This window comes from Kibdelosporangium banguiense (genome assembly GCF_017876405.1).
GTDB classification, from domain to species: Bacteria; Actinomycetota; Actinomycetes; order Mycobacteriales; family Pseudonocardiaceae; genus Kibdelosporangium; species Kibdelosporangium banguiense.
The window spans coordinates 10,647,153-10,664,816 of sequence record NZ_JAGINW010000001.1 but is presented as its reverse complement, the minus strand read 5'-3'; the positions used below and the strand labels follow the sequence as shown (position 1 = coordinate 10,664,816).

General features: G+C 66.6%; 16 protein-coding genes. 9 read left to right on the top strand and 7 right to left on the bottom strand.

Annotated features, from left to right (window positions below; all coding sequences use genetic code 11):
- The first annotated feature begins 182 nt into the window (after positions 1–182).
- Genes JOF56_RS47670 through JOF56_RS47630 form a run of 9 tightly spaced genes read left to right on the top strand, consistent with a single transcriptional unit; the run spans position 183 to position 11,000 of the window.
- Positions 183–1,772 carry an ABC transporter substrate-binding protein gene (locus JOF56_RS47670; RefSeq protein ID WP_209646105.1) on the top strand — a complete coding sequence of 530 codons (1,590 nt, stop codon included), beginning with the start codon at positions 183–185 and terminating at the stop codon, positions 1,770–1,772.
- Positions 1,773–2,729, top strand: coding sequence for an ABC transporter permease (locus JOF56_RS47665; RefSeq protein WP_209646104.1), 957 nt, complete (start codon positions 1,773–1,775; stop codon positions 2,727–2,729). It abuts the gene before it with no gap.
- Entirely contained in the window at positions 2,726–3,598 is an 873-nt protein-coding gene (locus JOF56_RS47660; RefSeq protein ID WP_209646103.1) for an ABC transporter permease, read from the top strand. The genes JOF56_RS47665 and JOF56_RS47660 overlap by 4 nt, the downstream gene beginning before the upstream one ends.
- Complete coding sequence (locus JOF56_RS47655) at positions 3,595–4,596, top strand: ABC transporter ATP-binding protein (RefSeq protein WP_209646102.1); 1,002 nt, start codon at positions 3,595–3,597, stop codon at positions 4,594–4,596. Before JOF56_RS47660 ends, JOF56_RS47655 begins: the two co-directional genes overlap by 4 nt.
- Complete coding sequence (locus JOF56_RS47650; protein ID WP_209646101.1) at positions 4,589–5,422, top strand: ABC transporter ATP-binding protein; 834 nt, start codon at positions 4,589–4,591, stop codon at positions 5,420–5,422. Before JOF56_RS47655 ends, JOF56_RS47650 begins: the two co-directional genes overlap by 8 nt.
- Before the next feature lie 37 nt (positions 5,423–5,459).
- Positions 5,460–7,532 carry a hydantoinase/oxoprolinase family protein gene (locus JOF56_RS47645; protein ID WP_209646100.1) on the top strand — a complete coding sequence of 691 codons (2,073 nt, stop codon included), beginning with the start codon at positions 5,460–5,462 and terminating at the stop codon, positions 7,530–7,532.
- Positions 7,533–7,581: 49 nt separating this feature from the next.
- Positions 7,582–9,375 carry a hydantoinase B/oxoprolinase family protein gene (locus tag JOF56_RS47640; protein WP_209646099.1) on the top strand — a complete coding sequence of 598 codons (1,794 nt, stop codon included), beginning with the start codon at positions 7,582–7,584 and terminating at the stop codon, positions 9,373–9,375.
- A complete protein-coding gene (locus tag JOF56_RS47635) occupies positions 9,372–10,172 on the top strand; it encodes an IclR family transcriptional regulator (protein ID WP_209646098.1) in 801 nt (266 codons plus the stop codon). The genes JOF56_RS47640 and JOF56_RS47635 overlap by 4 nt, the downstream gene beginning before the upstream one ends.
- Before the next feature lie 6 nt (positions 10,173–10,178).
- On the top strand, positions 10,179–11,000 hold the full coding sequence (locus JOF56_RS47630) for a thioesterase family protein (RefSeq protein ID WP_209646097.1): 822 nt from the start codon (positions 10,179–10,181) through the stop codon (positions 10,998–11,000).
- Here the strand turns inward: JOF56_RS47630 and JOF56_RS47625 are convergent.
- The 7 genes from JOF56_RS47625 to JOF56_RS47595 form a co-directional block, all read right to left on the bottom strand.
- Positions 10,997–12,481, bottom strand: a complete 1,485-nt coding sequence (locus JOF56_RS47625; protein WP_209646096.1) for a hypothetical protein — start codon at positions 12,479–12,481, stop codon at positions 10,997–10,999. The two genes, JOF56_RS47630 and JOF56_RS47625, sit on opposite strands and share 4 nt — an antisense overlap.
- Before the next feature lie 35 nt (positions 12,482–12,516).
- Positions 12,517–13,836: an MFS transporter gene (locus JOF56_RS47620; RefSeq protein ID WP_209646095.1), complete on the bottom strand. Its 1,320-nt coding sequence runs from the start codon at positions 13,834–13,836 to the stop codon at positions 12,517–12,519.
- A 116-nt stretch (positions 13,837–13,952) separates the two neighbouring features.
- Entirely contained in the window at positions 13,953–14,636 is a 684-nt protein-coding gene (locus JOF56_RS47615) for a GntR family transcriptional regulator (protein WP_209646094.1), read from the bottom strand.
- Positions 14,637–14,669: 33 nt separating this feature from the next.
- Positions 14,670–14,876, bottom strand: coding sequence for a muconolactone Delta-isomerase family protein (locus tag JOF56_RS47610; RefSeq protein ID WP_209649142.1), 207 nt, complete (start codon positions 14,874–14,876; stop codon positions 14,670–14,672).
- Positions 14,873–15,682, bottom strand: coding sequence for an HpcH/HpaI aldolase/citrate lyase family protein (locus JOF56_RS47605; RefSeq protein ID WP_209646093.1), 810 nt, complete (start codon positions 15,680–15,682; stop codon positions 14,873–14,875). Before JOF56_RS47605 ends, JOF56_RS47610 begins: the two co-directional genes overlap by 4 nt.
- Positions 15,679–16,515: an FAS1-like dehydratase domain-containing protein gene (locus tag JOF56_RS47600; RefSeq protein ID WP_307855589.1), complete on the bottom strand. Its 837-nt coding sequence runs from the start codon at positions 16,513–16,515 to the stop codon at positions 15,679–15,681. Before JOF56_RS47600 ends, JOF56_RS47605 begins: the two co-directional genes overlap by 4 nt.
- Positions 16,494–17,648 carry a CaiB/BaiF CoA transferase family protein gene (locus JOF56_RS47595; RefSeq protein ID WP_209646092.1) on the bottom strand — a complete coding sequence of 385 codons (1,155 nt, stop codon included), beginning with the start codon at positions 17,646–17,648 and terminating at the stop codon, positions 16,494–16,496. Before JOF56_RS47595 ends, JOF56_RS47600 begins: the two co-directional genes overlap by 22 nt.
- Positions 17,649–17,664 lie beyond the last annotated feature (16 nt).

The window sequence follows — 17,664 nt, the reverse complement described above, 5'->3', positions numbered from 1 at the left end:
CTGCTGTAACCACGATGAACCATGCATGGAAGCGCTGGTTTTCGCAGCTCACAAAGCTCAACCGCGCTGGCGCCGAAGCACTTGTTCCGCATTGCGCGGCGCGGGGGAGACCCTGAGACTGCGATACGAGAGGGCCGACGATGGTGGTACGCAGGCGCGGAGTTCTTGCCCTTGGCTGTGTGATGACGATGCTCGTGGCCACCGGCTGCGGTGGCGGCGGCAACGCCGGCGGGAACGTTGGCCAGATCGAGCTGGTCAGTTCCACGCCGGCCGGCCAGCGCCCCGTGGACCTGGTGAAGTGGGCACTGTCCTTTGGGGAGCCGCTGTCGCTGGATCCCACCAAGGCTTTCGGTGAGTCGGAAGAGACAGTGGTGTCCAATCTGTGCGAGGGCCTGTTGCGCATCGCGCCGGACTACTCGGTGCAGCCCGGCCTCGCCACGAAAGCCGACTGGACCGGCCCGACGACATTCGTCGCCGATCTCCGCGGGGACGTCAGGTTCTGGGACGGTACCCCGCTGACCGCCGACGACGTCGTCTACTCGATGCAACGCAACCTCGATCCGGATGTCCAGAGCGCGTACGGCTATGCCTACGAGTACGTCGACACGATCCAGAAAACCGGTCCGCTTCAGGTGACCGTGACGTTCAAGCAGCACGACACCCAGTTCCGCAACGCCATGGCGTCCCATGGGGGAGCGGTCGTGCAGAAGCTGTTCGGAACCCGGATCGGCAAGGATCTCGGCACGCCGGCCGGTGGCCTGATGTGCACCGGGCCGTATCGGCTGGTGAAGTGGTCGCCGGGCGACAAGATCACGATTGCGAAGAACGACGGCTACCGGGACGGGGCGCCGAAGGCGGGGACGCTGGAGTTCCAGTTCCTCACCGACAGCGCGACCCTGACCAGTGCCCTGCTGGCGGGCCAGATCGACGGCGGCTTCAACGCCCCGGTGGCGAGCGTGAACGCGTTCGCGAACTCGAATCAGGGCAAGCTGCTGGCCGGGCCGTCGAGCATGTTCGTCGGTTTCTTCCCGACCGCGTCGCAGGGTCCGGCGATCGACCCGAAGGTTCGCCAGGCACTCGACCTCGCGATCAACAAGGACGCCTTCATCAAGCAGGCCCTGCGTGGCTATGGCGGGCCGCTCAAGACGATGACGCCGCCGATCGTCTGGCAGAGCATCCCCGGGCACGAGACGCTCAAAACCGCGTACGACAACCTGCCCTCCCACACCCAGGATCTCGCCAAGGCGAAGGCGCTGATCGCCGAGGCGAATCCGGCTAGGAAGTCGCTTGTCTTCGCCACGAAGGGCGGTGACGCGCTGGCATTGCAGTCCGCGACGATCGTGCAGTCCGCGGCGCGTGAGCTCGGCTTCGACGCGGAGCTCAAAACGTTGCAGCCCACCGACTTCGACGCGTTCTTCTTCGACGCGAGCAAGCGCGCGTCCGTCGACTTCGTTGTCACACCCGGCTGGATCGAGGTTCCCGGCCTCTTCTACTACGCACCGCAGTACGTGCTCCCCAACGGGTTCTTCAACTACACCGGCTACGACAAACCACAGGTGACGAAGCTGCTCCAGGACGCCCGCACCTCGGTCGACCCCGGCGAGTCGGCCCGGCTGTTCGCCGAGGCACAGGCGATCTTCACGGCGGACGGCGTCATGGTCCCGTTGGCGGGGATCCATGTACGCGTGTTCCTGAACAACCGCCTCACCGGGATCACGACGTCGTCGGCGTTCCTGACCTCGGCGTGGGCGGCCAACCTGGGCGGGTCGTAGATGACGGCCACCATCCGGTTCACGATGCGGCGACTCGCCGGTGTCGTGGTGACCCTGTTCGTCGCCAGTGTCGTGATCTATGCCGCGCTGGCGATCGCGCCCGGCGACCCGGCCGCGGCGCTCGCGGGCGGAACGGTGCCCAACCCGGAGGTGCTCGCGTCGATCCGCACCGAGTACCACCTGGACGATCCCTTTTGGACACAGTACTGGCATTGGCTTTCCGGGCTGCTGGGCGGTGACCTCGGCAGGTCGATGGTCTTTCGCAGCGACATCGCCGACCTCCTGGCCGGCCGGGTCGTCAACACGCTGATGCTCGTCTGCTACGCGGGCCTGCTGACTGTGGGATTCGGCGTCGGCCTTGGTGTGCTGGCGGCGCTTCGCGGTGGCCGCGTCGACACGAGCGTCACGGTCGGTACCAGCGTCGCGATGGCCGTGCCGACGTTCGTGCTGGCGATCGTGCTGATCTGGATCTTCGCGACCCACTTGTCGTGGCTGCCTGTCTATGGTTCCGGTGACGGTTTCGCGGACAAACTGCGGCATCTGACGTTGCCCGCCATCGCGCTCAGCTTCAGCTACGTCGCCTACGTCGCAAGGATTACCCGCGCGGCGGTATCCAGCGAACTGCATTCCGAGCACGTCGATACCGCTCGCAGCCGCGGCCTGCCGTACCGCCGCATCATCCGTCACCATGTCCTGCGCAACTCGGCGGGACCGATTCTCACGATCTCGGGAACGGTGGTGGCCAGTCTGGTCGCCGGCACGGCGGTCGCCGAGGCGGCGTTCGGCGTCAACGGCCTCGGCTCGCTTCTGGTTCAGAGCGCCCAGCGCCAGGACCTTGCGGTCGTGCAGATCCTGTCGATGCTCATGGTCGGCGTCTTCATCGTCGTAAACACCGTCGTCGATGTCGTCAACGTCGCGCTCGATCCACGTCTCGCGAGGGGAGGCCGCAACACATGAGCATCGCACAGGTAATGATGAGGCCTGGGCGCCGAGGCGCGATCGCGCGCCGGATGGCCGCGTTCGGACCACTTGCGACAGTGGCGGCGGTCTGCTGCTTCCTGCTGGTGCTCGTGGCGGTCTTCGGCTGGCTCATCGCGCCTTATGACGCGACCGCGATCGACCCTCTCGCGATCTTCGACCCGTCCTCGCCGGCCCACTGGCTGGGCACCGACGACACCGGGCGCGACATTCTCTCCCGGCTGATCATCGGAGCCGGGCCCAGCCTCGCCGGTCCGGCGCTCGTGGTCGTCCTGTCCGCCATCGGCGGCACGCTGCTGGCGATTCTCGCCGCCTGGCACGGTGGCTGGGTCGACGCCATGATCGCTCGCTTCATCGAGGTCACGTTCGCGGTCCCGGGGCTCATCCTGGCCGTTGTCGCAGCCGCTGTCTTCGGTACGGGCTTTCTGGCGCCGGTGATCGCGCTGTCGATCTCCTATGTGCCTGTGCTGGCCCGAGTGCTGCGGGCCGCCGCGTTGAAGGAACGCAGCCTGCCGTACATCGAGGCCCTCCGGGTCCAGGGTGCCTCGGGGTGGACGATCTGCGTGCGGCACCTGTTGCCGAACATCCTGCCGCTGATCGTCGTGCAGTCCGCGGTCGCCTTCGGTTACGCGATGCTCGATCTCGCGGCGGTCTCCTACCTCGGGCTGGGCATCCAGCCTCCGGCGCCGGACTGGGGCGTCATGGTGGCCAACGGCCAGCCGTCGATCATCGGCGGATATCCGGAGCAGTCGCTCTATGCCGCCCTCGTCATCGTCCTGGCCGTGGTCGGTTTCAACCTCGTCGGCGAGCGGCTCGCGCGTCACTTCGACATCGAGGGGCGCACATGACAGAACCGCTTCTGCAGATCGAGGATCTGCGACTCGAACTGCCGGTCGCGGGGGAGATGAAGACCGCGATCCATGGCATCGGCCTCGAAGTCCGAGCGGGGGAAGCGGTCGGGCTGGTCGGCGAGTCCGGCTCGGGCAAATCACTGACGGCACGCTCGATCATGCGCCTGTTGCCACACGGTGCTCGGCTCAGCGGAGACGTCCGGCTCGGCGGTGTCTCGGTCCCTCCCCTCGATGACAACGGTCTGCGCCGGATCCGCGCCCACGACGTCGCGATGATCTTCCAGGACCCTCGCGCGCACATCAATCCGGTCCATCCGATCGGCGACTATCTCGTGGAGGGCTTGGTCCTCACCCGTGGGATGAAGCGGCGCGACGCGGAGCGCAAAGTGGTCGATCTCCTGCGCGAGGTCGGTATCGCTGACGCCGAGCGGCGGATGCGCCAGCGACCGTGGCAGTTGTCGGGCGGACTCCTGCAGCGGGTGATGATCGCGGGCGCCCTGACAGCCGAGCCGAGTCTCATCCTTGCGGACGAGCCGACCACGGCACTCGACGTCACGACCCAGGAAGAAGTGATGGCGATCCTGGACGAGCAGCGCCGCGAGCGGGCACTCGGGTTGCTGTTCATCACGCACGACCTTGAGTTGGCCGGCGCTGTCTGCGATCGGATCGCGGTCATGTACGCGGGCAGGATCGTCGAACAGTTGCCCGCGACCCACTTGCGTGACGACGCAGCACATCCGTACACCGAGGCATTGCTCGCGGCCAGGCCGAGCCTCGACGTACGGCGTCAGCGTCTCGTCGCGGTTCCGGGGCGTCCGCTGTCGGCGTTCGAGGCAGGCGAAGGCTGCCCGTTCGCGGCGCGTTGCCCGCGTGCTGAAGAGCGCTGCCGTCAGGAGCGTCCGGTTCTGCGCCCGGTTGGTGAGTCCATTGTGGCCTGCCATTTCAGCGAGGACATCCGCGCCGCCCACACCCGCGAGGAGTCCGCCCATGCCTGAGGCCCTTCTCGAAGTCCGCGAACTGACCAAGAGTTTCCGCGTGCGCCGTGCCGCTTCTGGCCGTGAGGACGTCATCGCGGTCGACGGTGTGTCGTTCTCGGTGCCCGTCGGTGGTTCCGTCGCACTGGTCGGCGAATCCGGGTCAGGGAAGTCCACCTGTGCACGGATGATCGTCGGGCTGGAACGGCCTTCCGCAGGCGAGATCGTCGTCGAAGGGGAGACGTGGCCGGCCGGGCACGTGAGCACGCGTGAACGCCGGCGTCGCGGCGGCCTCGTGCAGATGGTCTTCCAGGATCCGTACCAGTCGCTCGACCGGCGCCAGTGCGTGCGTGACACCATCGAGGAGTCACTGCGGCTGCATGCACCCACGCTCGGAAAGGCCGCGCGCAGTGCACGTGCCGACGAGTTGATCGACCAGGTCGGGCTCGACACCCGGCAGGCCGCGGCGCTGCCGCGGGCGCTCTCGGGTGGGCAGCGTCAGCGAGTCGCGATCGCCCGTGCGCTCGCGGCCGAGCCCCGGTTGCTGATCCTCGACGAGGCGGTCGCCGCGCTCGACGTGTCGATCCAGGCGCAGGTGCTCAACCTGCTCGCCGATATCCGTGAGCGGACCGCGGTGGCCTTCTTGTTCATTTCGCATGATCTTGCCGTGGTACGCCAGGTCTGCGACACCGCGGTCGTGCTCCACCACGGCCAGGTTGCCGAGACGGGGCAGGTCGAGCAGATCCTCGACGCCCCGCAGGCGGACTACACGCGGCGGCTGATCGCTTCGATTCCGCGAGCGGGCTGGCGCCCGCGGCGCCGGATCGTCGCGGCTGTAGGTGACTGAGCCCGTGGCAGAGAGTTGTGTTTCGAAGGGAAGCAAGATGTCGTTCAGAATCGCAGTCGATGCCGGGGGCACCTTCACCGACGTCGCCGTGTCCGGAAAGGACGGACGGCTCGTACTGGGCAAGAGCCCGACCACGCGCGATCGGATCTTCGAGGGGCTCCGTGCCGGGCTGGAGATGGCGGCCGAACAGATCGGTCTTCCGGCCGCCACCATTGTGCAGCGATGTGATCTGTTCGTCTACGCGACGACGCACGCCACCAACGCGATGTTGACCGGCCATGTGGCGAAGACAGCATTCCTGACCACAAAAGGGTTTCCGGATACCCTGGTGTTGCGTCAGGGTGGGAAGCAGAGCGCGTACGACTTCACGCAACAGTTTCCCGCGCCGTACATCCCGCGCCGGCTCACCTTCGAGATCGACGAGCGAGTCGACACGGAAGGCGGGGTGGTCGCCCCGCTCGACGAGGCAGCGACGCGCACTGTCCTGAAGCTGCTTGGCGACCAGGGGGTCGAGGCTGTCGCGGTGTCCCTGATCAACGCGGTCGCGAATCCCGTCCACGAACAAGCGGCCGGCCGATTGATCGAGGAACTGCTGCCCGGTGTCCCCTACACCCTGTCCTCGGCACTCAACCCGATCGTCGGCGAGTATCCGCGATCCTCGTCGGCGGCGATCGATGCATCGATCAAACCGTTGATGCAGCGGCACTTGCTCGGCGTGCGCGACGACCTTCGCGCCGCGGGCTTCGCCGGCGAACTGCTCGTGGCCTCGTCCTCCGGCGGGACGATGCACCTCGAGGATCTCGTCGAACGTCCCATCTACACACTCAAGTCCGGTCCGTCGCTGGCGCCGGTCGCCGGCCGCGAGTACGGCTCAGGGCAGATCGGCAGCGAGGACATCGTCGTCGCCGACACCGGCGGGACAAGCTTCGACGTCAGCCTCCTGCGTGCCGGGCGGATCAAGTTCACTCGCGACACATGGCTCGGACCGAAGTACACCGGCCATCTGACCGGGCTGTCCTCGGTGGACATTCGTAGCGTCGGGGCGGGCGGCGGTTCGATCGCCTGGATCGACCCGGGCGGCCTGCTGCGCGTCGGACCCGAAAGCGCCGGGGCCGATCCAGGTCCGGCCTGCTACGGTCGCGGCGGGGAACGTCCGACGGTCACCGATGCGGCGGTGGTGCTCGGCTACATCGACCCGGACTTCTTTCTCGGCGGCCGAATGAGGATCGACGTCGACGCGGCGCGGCGGGTGCTTGCTCCGCTGGCCGCCGAACTCGGTGAATCGTTGGAGCGCACGGCGTTCGGTGTGATCACCGTGGCGAGTGAACTGATGGTTCTGGCGATTCAGGACATCACGATCAGCGAGGGTGTCGACCCGCGGGAGAGCCTTGTCGTCGCTGGAGGCGGTGCCGCCGGCCTGAACATCGGACCGATCGGCCGTGAACTCGGTTGTCGCCGAGTGCTCATCCCACGCACGTCCGGCGCATTCAGCGCGTGCGGCGGGCAGTTCTCGGACGTGGTCTCGGAAACGTGGCGCAGTCACGAGTTCCTGTCGGCCAGTGGCTCGGTCGACGCCGTCAACGCCGTACTCGACGGGATCGACGCCGAGCTCGACGACATCGCGCAGCGCCTGCGCGACCGCGGGTTCACCCGGTTCCAGCGTCAGTACCTGGTCGAGGCCCGATACCCAGGCCAGTTCTGGGATCTGGAGGTCGAACTCGACTCACCCCGGCTGAAGAGTGACGCCGACGTGGAGTCCCTGCGCCGCGCGGTCGGCGCGGCGCACGAGCGGGTCTTCGCCGTAGCGGGTGAGGGCGACGTCGAATGCCTTGTGTGGAAGGGAAGGCTCACCGCGAAGGTGGAACGTCGAACGCCCGGCACAGGTGCCGTGACCACACAAAGCACGCCCGAGCCATACCGCACACGAACGGGATACTTCGGTGACGACCGCGCTCGCGACGTGCCGGTCTTTCTGGGTGACTCGCTCGCGCCAGGGAACCGGATCGCCGGGCCTGCGCTGATCCTTGAGCCCACCACGACCATCGTCGTCTATCCCGGCAGCGATGTCGAGCTCACGAGCGAGGGCCACTACCTGATGGAACTCGGCTGAGTCCGCTGTGCACAGTCAGTTCCCGGATTCACACCAGGAGGAGGCAGCCATGCCACTCACGCAAGCGGACTCCCGTACGATCGACCCCATCCTGCTGGCGGTCATCGCCAATCGCTTCGAGGCGATCGTGCGCGAGATGACGCACACCCTGCAGAAGGCGGCGTACTCGACCCTCATCAGCGTCTCCCGCGACTTCTCCTGCGCGATCGTCACGGGCGACCATCAGCTGCTCGCGTCCGCGGAAGGCCTGCCGGTACAGAACTACGGCGCGGACATCCAGACGAAGTCGATGTGCGACCTGCACGCGGATCTGCGACCGGGAGACGCGTTCCTGCACAACGATCCGTATCTGGGCAACTCCCACACGCCGGACCTCGGCGTGCTCGTGCCGGTCTTCGCCGGAGACCGGCACCTGTTCACAGCGGTCGCCAAGGGACACGTCGCGGACTCCGGCGGACCGACGCCGGGCAGTGAGTCGATCGACGCGGCGGACGTCTACAGCGAAGGCACGCTCGTGTTCCCCGCGATCCGCGTCGAACGTGACTACCAGGAAATCCACGACATCACCCGCATGGCGCGTCAGCACGTGCGCTTTCCTGAGCTCTGGTACGGCGACTACCGCGCGATGCTGGGAGCGGCCCGCACCGCGGAGCGGCGACTCGGTGAGCTGGTCGACAAGTACGGCGCCGACGTGATCGAACAGGCGGCGGCCGAGTGGCTCGACTACTCGGAGCGGATGATGGCCAACGAGGTGCGCAAGCTGCCCGGCGGCCGGATCACCGCAGAGTCCCGGATGGACCCGCTGCCGGTCGCGCCGGACGGGATCCCCCTACGGGTCGAGATCACAGTGGACGAACAGGCCGGCTATGTCGACGTGGACCTACGGGACAACATCGACTGCTTGCCCGCGGGCATCAACGCGTCGGTGGCCGCGACCCTGAGCGCGGTGATGCAGGGTGTGTCCAGTGTGGTCGATTCGGGCGTGCCGCACAACGCCGGCGCGTTCCGGCGAGTGCGGGTGCTGTTGCGCGAGAACTGCATCGTCGGCATCCCGCGCTTCCCGGCCTCCTGCTCGATGGCGACGTCGATTCCCACCAACCGGTTGATCAACCTGGTGCAGTCCGCGTTCGCGCAGCTGGGCGAAGGTTGGGGAATCGCCGAGGGCGGCATCGGCCTCGGCGTGTCGTACCCGGGGATCACGGGCTTCGATCCTCGACGCGGTGCGGACTACCACGCGTTCTTTCCCGCGGGTAACAACGGCGGGCCTGCGTCGCCGCACGCCGACGGCTGGGTGACGTACACGATTCCCTGTGTCGCAGGTCTGCTGTACCGCAACAGTGTCGAGATCGACGAGCGGCAGTTCCCGCTGCGGTTCCGTACGCTGCGAATCATCTCGGGGAGTGGTGGCGCCGGGCGTTTCCGTGGTGGCCCCACAGTGGAGGTGAGCTATGGTCCCACTTCGGCCTCGATGGCCGTTGAGTCGATGGCTGACGGTTACGAAAGCCCCGCGCGGGGTGTTCGTGGGGGAGCGGACGGATGCCTGGCCGCCAGCTACAAGGTCGGCATCGACGGGACCAGACAGCCGCTTGCGTCGTCCTTCTCCGTCGAGCTCGCACCGGGCGAGTACGTGACCGGCCACGCCTGCGGTGGTGGCGGCTACGGAGATCCGCTGGAACGCGACCCGCAGGCCGTTCTCCAGGACGTCGAAGAGCGCTGGATACCGTTCGATGACGCACTCGACATCTACGGCGTTGTGCTGCGCCCGAAGAGTGGCGGCGGATACGAGGTCGATGTGGAGTCGACGGCCGACCTTCGCGCCCAGCCGAGCACTGCCGGACCATGACCCACGCTCGCGTTCGCCGGGATCGCAACTCGGTCGCCTCGGTCGAGAAGGCGATGGGTCTGCTCGTCGAACTGGCCCGCGCACGTCGGCCACTGCTGCCCTCCCGTCTTGCGGAGCTTTCCGGCATCAGCCAGACGGGCGTGTACCGGCTGCTGCGAGCCTTGGAGAAGACACGGGCGGTCGAACGCCTGTCGAGCGGCGAATACGTGCTCGGGTTCCTCACACATGAGTTGTCCACTGCTTTCGATGGACATGCACGGGTCAAGCTGGCGGCCGCGGGCGCGATGCTCGAGTTGCGTGAGACCTGCGGCGGCGAGACCGTAGGTCTCTACGCCCGGGTTAACATCGCGCAGTTCGCCTGCATCGAAACGCTGCCAGGACACGCACCCGTCCGTCACGCGGAGCTGCTCTACCGGCCGATCCCCATCGCACATGGCGGCACGAGCCTCGTACTGCTCGCGGACACTTGGAACCGCTACGGCCAGGCCTTCGTCGAACGCTATCTCTGCGGACTGCGCCCAGAGCTGAGGCCTGAGCCGGTGAGCGAGCACCTCAAGCAGATCGAACGGGTGCGTGACCAGGGGTACGCCGTCTCACATGGGCGCCGTGTACCTGGCGTCAGCGCCGTCTCGGCTCCGCTGCAAGGCGAGTTCGGTCAGCTACTGGCCATCCTCACGTTATCAGCTCCGACTGCGCGGCTGAACGACGTCGCGGTCAACGCGTGGCAGCCGAAGCTCATGGCGGCAGCAGGGGAGGTGGCCGCGAGTCTGCGCGCCCGAACCTTCGAGACAGGGTGAGCTGTGATGGCAGAGGCCCGGACACAAGCGTTCGACACAGATCGGGGCGCACTCGTCTTCACCGGTGACAACCGGGAGGCAAGCACGACCATCGAGGAGCGGTGGACGATGGGCGGAGTCTGCCACGGAGGGTTTCTGCTGGCCTTGATGGTCGAGGCACTTCGGCACGGACTACGCCATACGCGCCTGGTCACCGTCAGCGGGCACTTCCTCGCGCCCGTCCGGCCGGGGGAGGCGAAGATCAGTGTCCATATGCGAAGGGAAGGCAAGTCCGCTTCGAGCGTCGTCGGGACGCTGACCCAGCAAGCACGTCCGCACGTCACGTGCACCGCGACGTTTGTCGACGAAGCACTCGCCGAACATCCGGTCTCGCTTCTCGCCGGGCGGCCGGAGCTGCCCGGCGCATGTTCCTGCGTCGAACTGCCGACTGTCCTGCCGGGACGGCGGATGGCACCGATCATGAACGAGGTCGAGGTCCGCTTGTCCACAGCGGACGCCGGCTGGCTGGACGGCGCACCGAGTGGGATGCCGCGGATGGCCGGCTGGATCCGGCATCGCGGCGGACGGGAACTCGACGACGCCTCGCTTGTCCTCGCATCGGATCTGCTTCCGCCCGCCGTGCGCAATCTCGGCGTGAGCGGCTGGCTGCCGACCATCCAGCTGACCGTCCACATCAGATCGGCTCCAGAGGGGACCTGGCTGGCTGCCGCGGCTGAGAGCACCGCCGTCTCCCCACGCTTCCTCAACGACGTGGTCCACTTGTGGGACGCATCCGGTGCGCTGGTGGCGGATGCGTACCAGCTACGGGCGAGCCGCGGTCGTTCCTAGTGACATACCGTGTGGTTGCTCCCACCGTCGATCATGCGCATGAACAGGGGATGCCATTTCCGGCAGATGTCCAGTTCGGTCAGGGTGAAGTCCATGGGGTCGCAAGCGTAGTCCCGGTCGTAGTCGCCGGGCAGGTTCAGGCCGGGTACCGCGGGAATCCAGTCTTCGCGCAGCAACTGGTCAGGGTCGCCGTACTTCGCGGCGATCTCCCTGATTCGCAGATCGTCCAGTGCCTTGAGCCTGCCGTTCTCGATGACGACGAAGTCCCCGTCCGGGGTGCCCTCCGCGATGTACGTCGGGTAGTTGAGATGCACGTGCCAGTGTCCCACGACCTTGCCCTCGCGGGCGGCCTGCCGTTCGGTGTCGGCTGAGATCACCGTGCCGAATCCGATGTGGATGATCCCGCTCCGGGTACGTTCGTAGAGGCCGCAGTTGTACCCGCGCGCGTAGCCTTCACGAGGGCGGTGCACTTTGGGATTGGTGCCGATGGACGCCTCCCACCACTGCATGATTCCCGGAGTGTTGTAGCCCGGGTACTGCACGTCCTCGTTCTGTCGCATGACTGTCCGGAGCTTTTCGCCGAACTCGCCGCCACCCCGGATCTCGATGATCTTGGAGCTCTTGATGTGGAGTTCCATGCGTGGGTAGGGCGCGATGTGGTTCATCGTGCCGGCGATGACACCTTCCCCGTCTTCCTGCGGGATGTGGAAATGTGGCCGGCCCCAGATGTGACCGGGCAGGTATGTCTCGCCGTAGGCGACGTTGCCGGAGTAGGCCTTCTCGACGTGTTCGCGGTTGTAGACGGTCCTTTCCTTGTTCCAGTAGGAGTCGTGGTTGGTGAACCGCAGGTCGGTTCCCTCGGGATCGGTGATGTGCACCGTGCGTGCCCGGCGGACGGCCTGCCAGGTCCATTCGTCGATCGCGGTCAGCAGTTCGGCGGGTAGCGCGTGCGCCGCGGAGGCCACCATTTCCGGTGTGATGAACGGGAATCGCTGGATCCTGGTCTTCCGCTCGCGCAGGATCGGGCCGCCGTACCCCATGATGATCTTGTCGTAGGCGCCGATCCGGTCGAACTCCTCCCACTCGTCCATCCAGCGGGCCAGTTCCGGCGTGCGGGCCAGGTAGTACTCGACTTCGTCATGGCCCTCCCAGATCGGGACCGGGCCCTTGTCCTCGATCTCGATCTTGTAGTCGACCTCGAACTTCTCGAAGGTCAGCCGGGCGGCCTCGACGACCATCGGATGGTGCCAGTTGGTGACCCTGAGCAGGACCCGTTCACCTTTTCGCAGGTCCCAGGCCGGCCACAACCCGGGACTGTAGGGGCGCCGGGCGACGTTCTCGAAGTACGGCAGCAGCTCGTCGACGCTCTCGACCGGCTTGAGATGCGGGCATCGCGCGGCCGGGACTCGTTCCGGCCGGATCTTGTCGTTTCCCGGCTCGTAGGGAAACGACGGGCCCTGCTCGTCATCGACGTAGCGCACAGATTCTCCTCGTGTTCTTTGGACAGCGACAGAGCTCAGCGAGTGGCCTCCGGCTCCGCGGCACGAAGTTCCCAGGGCTCGTGCGCGGTCTCCCAGGCGAACCGCACAGCGATTCCCGCGATGAGGCAGATGACCACGACATAGAGGACGATCGGCCAGATGGCGCCGCCTGACCACGCCAGCAGCGCGGTGGCGATCGCCGGCGTCGGAGCGCCGACGAGGATCGCCGCCAGGTTGTACCCGAGTGACGCACCGCTGTAGCGCACGTTGGTGCCGAAAAGCTCCGCGAAATAGGCGCCTTGTGGCCCGAGTATGGCGCCCTTGGCGATGAAGTAGACGATGAGGCCGGCCGCGACGGAGACGAAGGTCGCCCCGCCGACCAGCCAGAAGAGCGGAAAGGTCAGCAGCGCCACGAGTGTGACGCCCGTGAGGTAGACCGGCTTGCGTCCGAAACGGTCCGACATCGCGCCGAAGAAGAGCGTGGCCGCTGCCCCGAAGACACAGCCGATCATCACCGCGGTGATGTAGACCGTGCGTGGAATGCCCAGGTCCTTGGTCGCGTACGACAGCAGGAAGACCGTCGCGATATACGTGGAGGCGTTGTTGGGAATGTAGGCGGCCGCTGCGAGCAGGACGTTACGTGGTGAGCGACGGATTACCTCGATGACGGGGAAGCGGGCCTCACTCCCGGTCTTGCGCACCTCGCGGAACGCCGGTGTCTCCGTCACAGAGGTGCGGATGAACAACCCGATGGCGACGAGCACGATGCTGGCAAGGAACGGGATACGCCATCCCCACGCGAGGAACTGGTCATCCGGGAGCGAGGTCACCGGGATGGCCACCGCCATCGACAGGAACAGTCCGGCGAAGGCTCCCATCGACGGCCAGCTCCCGTAGAAGCCGCGGCGGTTCTGTGGGGCGTACTCGACAGCGAGCAGGACCGAGCCGCCGAGTTCGCCACCGATGGCGAACCCCTGCAGGATGCGCAACACGACGAGCAGGATGGGCGCGGCGACCCCGATCGAGGCGTAGGTCGGCAGGGCTCCGATGAGCGTCGTCGAGATGCCCATGGCCAGCACGGTCAGGATCATCATGGTCTTCCGGCCGACCCGGTCGCCGTAGTGACCGGCGATGATTCCGCCCAACGGCCGGGCGAGGAATCCCACCGCGAACGTCGCGAAGGCCGCGAGCGTCCCGGTAAGCGGACTGAATGCCGGGAAGAACAGCTTGTTGAACACCAGGGCGGCAAAGGTGCCGTAGATCAGGTAGTCGTACCACTCCAAGGTCGTCCCGATGACACTGGCGGCCAGCACTCGGCGTACGTCTTTGCTGGTGGGAGGCACTTCTGACGGCATGGCGAATCCTGTTCTGCGTTGAACACGAGCCCGCGGCGACGGATCTATCTATAGAATATAGCGGATTCTATAGAAGCTGTTGTGCGAGGTCAACGGGCTGAGAGGGCGTATCTGGGTCAGGGCACGTGGGGGATCAGCGACTGGGCGGCCAGCAGGATGTGATCGCGCATCGCGGCCGCGGCCTGCGCGGGGTCGTCGCCGTCCAGAATGTCGATCAGGCGCTGATGCTGGTCGAACGACCACTCGGAACGGTGCGGGATGTTGCGCAGGGAGTGCGACGGCAGCATGTTCCACAGCCGCTCGATCGCCTCGACCATCTGCCGGGAGCCGGACGCCTCGTAGATACGGAAGTGGAACCGCATGTTGAGCCGGGGGATCGGCGCGGTGTCCTGCACTCGCAGAGCCTGGCGCATCTCCTCGTGGGTGTCCTGGAGATCCAGCACCAGGCGCTTGAGGTCGTTGCGCGACAACCGCTCCAGCGCCATCGACACCGCGGCGGGCTCGAGGATGCCGCGTACGTGGTAGAGCTCTTCGATGTCGGCTCGTCCCAACGCGATCACGGTGGCACCCCGGCGGGGCGTGATCCGCACCAGACCCTTGGCTTCGAGGATGAGCAGTGCCTCGCGGATCGGGGTGGCACTCACGCCCAGTTCAGCGGCCAGTTTCTCCTCGAACAGCCGCTCACCCGGCGCGTAGCGGCCATCGAGGATCGCCTGCCGGATCGCCTGTGCCGCCCAGTAGCGCTTGGTGGCTCCGGCCGGCTGAGACGAACCGGCACCGGTCGCGGGTGGGACGGACACGCACATCAGTCTAGGGGACAGGGCTGAAAGCGATCATGGTCGGCACGCGGCGCCGAGCGCGGAAGGATGCGTGGCCAGCGGTGTCACGGTGATCGTCAGGTACGGGAAGAGCGGCAGGTCCCACAGGACGCGGTGCAGTTCCTCGTTGTCGGCGACATCGAACTCGGTGTCCGCTCTCGCAGCGAACTGGCCGCCCGCTTCCGCACCGACGGTTGAGCTGGTCGACGTGAGGGCCCTCAATGGGTCTGCTTGGCGGCGGCCAGGATGGCTTGGGCCCGGAGGACCACGGGCCGATCGATCATGTGCCCGTTGTGGACCGTCACTGCCCCGCCGGCCGCCGCGTCGATCACGGCGTGGGCCCATTCGACTCGCTGGTGCGACGGAGTGAGGCGTTGGTTGGCCGCATTGAGCTGGCGGGGGTGGACGCAGAGTTTGCCGGTGAACCCGAGTCTGATCGCGTGGTCGAGGTCTGTGCGCAGCCGGGCTTCGTCGTCGATGGCGGTGGTCACGCCGTCGATGGGGGCGGCGCGTCCGGTGGCGGCTGCGGCGAGGACGACAGAGGATCGCGCGTGGTGGAGTGCCTCGTGAGACTGATGATCGACACCGAGTTGTGCGGCGAGGTCGATGCTGCCGAAGGCAGGGCGCACGACCGACGGTGCGGCGCAGATGGCTGCTGCCTGCACGATGCCGAGGGCAGTCTCGATCAGGGGGATGATCCCGCCTGACACCCGCCGGGAAATGGCATCGAGCTGCGTCCGGTCTTCGGCCTTGGGCACCATGATCGCGTGGGCCGGCCCGCCAGCCGCGTCGATGTCGTCGTCGTGCCAGGGGGTACCGGGTGCGTTGATCCGTACAACCGCCTGATGACCTTCGGCCAGCCAGGCTCGGACATGGTCTCTGGCTTCGTCCTTGTCGCCTGAGGCGACCGCGTCTTCAAGATCCAGGATCATGACGTCCGCGACGCTGGCGGCGGCTTTGGCGAATCGATCGGGTCGGTTGCCCGGTACGAACAGAAACGTTCGTGCGGTCGCGATGAGGTCGTTCATCGGGCAAGGCTCCGCAGGGTTCCGGTGGCGGTTCGGCGGCCGTAGCGGTCGCGCACGATGGTGGTGGTCTGATCGTGGTCCCTGACGGCTCGGGCCACCAGGCCCTGGCCGTCGAACAGTGGGGATGTCAGCCGGTACTCGAATGCCTGGTCGCCGTGGCATCCCCGTGCTCGGGCGGCTTCCGTCATCGCGAGTGCCTGGAGCGGGCCGTGCGTGAGCAGTCCTGGATATCCTTCGATGTCGCGGCAGTAATCGCGGTCGTAGTGGATTCGGTGGGCGTTGTACGTCAGGGCTGAGAAGCGGAACAGCAAACTCGGCGAAATGTCGATCGCCCACTCGTCATCGGCGACCTGCAGCGCCGGGCCGTTGTCGTTTGTGGTGGGGGAGCCGGACGTGGCGTCCCGGTAGACGATGTCCTGTTGTTCGTCGATTACCACGAGTCCGACTTGAGAGACTTGGTGTTGCACGACAACGAAGGTCAGTGCTCCGGTTCGCCCGTGTTTCTCATGGACTGACAGGACTCTTGTTCGTTTGGTGGCAGGGTAGCCACAGCGCAGTGGTCCCCGGGTACGGACGCGGCCGCCTGCCCACATGCGGCGGCGGCCGGGTCCCGGTGGTGCGGGCACCGTGTTGCGGACCGGGTGCCCGTCCGGGCCCAGGTCCGCTTGGGCGGGCCGATCGAGCAGGTAGACCCAATGCCACAGCAACGGCAGGCCGTGGCGCTCCAGATGCGGGACGGGGACATCGAGCAACGCGCCCAACGCCTCGGCTGGCTCGGGTAGCAGGACTTCAGTGCGTTCGGCCTCCTCGATCATGCCGGCAGTTCTTTCCACGCAGCGAATTCGGCCTTGATCGTGTCGTTGTGCTGACCCAGCGCGGGTACGGGGCCCATCGCGGGTTCCTGCCCGGTCGCCTCGACTGGTGGAAGCAGCGCCCGCATGACCCCTGTGGGTGTTTCGACTTGACGCCAACGGTTTCGGGCATCCAGTTGTGGGTGCCGGGTGAACTGTTCGGGTGTGCGAAGCCGGGCATTGGCGATACCCGCTCGGTCAAGCATCTCGATGACCTGGTCGGCGGCGAGGCGGGCGAACGCGTCCTGAAGGATCGACGTCAGTTCGTCAGTGTTGGCCACGCGATCGGTGTTGGTGCGGAAGCGGGAGTCGTCGGCCAGATCCGGCCGGCACAGCACCTTCCGGCAGAGGGCGTCCCATTCGCGCTCGTTCTGTACGCCGAGAAAGACTTCGCCATCGCTGGTCCGGTAAGGACCGTAGGGCGAGATCGACGGGTGGCGTGCTCCGGATCGTCGAGGGGCTCCGTTGCCATACACGGAGAAGTAGGCAGGCTGGCTCATCCACTCGCCGAGCGCGTCGATCATCGACACATGCAGACTCGCGCCCGCGCTGGTGCGTTCGCGGTCGTACAGTGCGGTGAGGATACCGGTGTAGGCGTACATTCCCGTGGCGATGTCGGCTATCGAGATCCCGGCTTTCGCCGGAACCTCGGGTGTGCCGGTGGACATCACGAGCCCGGTCTCGCACTGCACCAACAGGTCATAGGCCTTTTTGGACCGGTACGGCCCGTGTGGCCCGTACCCGGACACCGAGCAGTGGATCAGCTCGGGCCGAGTCGCCCGGAGGGTGTCCGCGTCGAGCCCGAGACGTTCGACCGCGCCGGGGACGAGGTTCTGCACGAACACGTCCGCCCGGTCGACCATTGCACGTAGGACCGACCGGTCGTCGGGCTTCTTGATGTCGAGCTCGATACTTTCCTTGCCGCGGTTGAGCCAGACGAAGTAGCTCGACTGTCCATGCACGGTCTGGTCGTAGGCGCGGGCGAAGTCGCCTACGCCAGGGCGTTCGACCTTGATGACCCGTGCCCCCAGGTCGGCGAGCTGGCGGGTCGCGAACGGCGCGGCCACGGCCTGTTCGAGCGCGACGACCGTGACGCCATCAAGTGGGCGGTGCATGTGTTTCCTTTACGTG

Bases quoted from the DNA above. Each gene is read 5' to 3' on its own strand.
- JOF56_RS47670 (WP_209646105.1), top strand. From the start codon at position 183: ATGACGATGCTCGTGGCCACCGGCTGCGGTGGCGGCGGCAACGCCGGC.
- JOF56_RS47665 (WP_209646104.1), top strand. From the start codon at position 1,773: ATGACGGCCACCATCCGGTTCACGATGCGGCGACTCGCCGGTGTCGTG.
- JOF56_RS47660 (WP_209646103.1), top strand. From the start codon at position 2,726: ATGAGCATCGCACAGGTAATGATGAGGCCTGGGCGCCGAGGCGCGATC.
- JOF56_RS47655 (WP_209646102.1), top strand. From the start codon at position 3,595: ATGACAGAACCGCTTCTGCAGATCGAGGATCTGCGACTCGAACTGCCG.
- JOF56_RS47650 (WP_209646101.1), top strand. From the start codon at position 4,589: ATGCCTGAGGCCCTTCTCGAAGTCCGCGAACTGACCAAGAGTTTCCGC.
- JOF56_RS47645 (WP_209646100.1), top strand. From the start codon at position 5,460: ATGTCGTTCAGAATCGCAGTCGATGCCGGGGGCACCTTCACCGACGTC.
- JOF56_RS47640 (WP_209646099.1), top strand. From the start codon at position 7,582: ATGCCACTCACGCAAGCGGACTCCCGTACGATCGACCCCATCCTGCTG.
- JOF56_RS47635 (WP_209646098.1), top strand. From the start codon at position 9,372: ATGACCCACGCTCGCGTTCGCCGGGATCGCAACTCGGTCGCCTCGGTC.
- JOF56_RS47630 (WP_209646097.1), top strand. From the start codon at position 10,179: ATGGCAGAGGCCCGGACACAAGCGTTCGACACAGATCGGGGCGCACTC.
- JOF56_RS47620 (WP_209646095.1), bottom strand. From the start codon at position 13,836: ATGCCGTCAGAAGTGCCTCCCACCAGCAAAGACGTACGCCGAGTGCTG.
- JOF56_RS47605 (WP_209646093.1), bottom strand. From the start codon at position 15,682: ATGAACGACCTCATCGCGACCGCACGAACGTTTCTGTTCGTACCGGGC.
- JOF56_RS47595 (WP_209646092.1), bottom strand. From the start codon at position 17,648: ATGCACCGCCCACTTGATGGCGTCACGGTCGTCGCGCTCGAACAGGCC.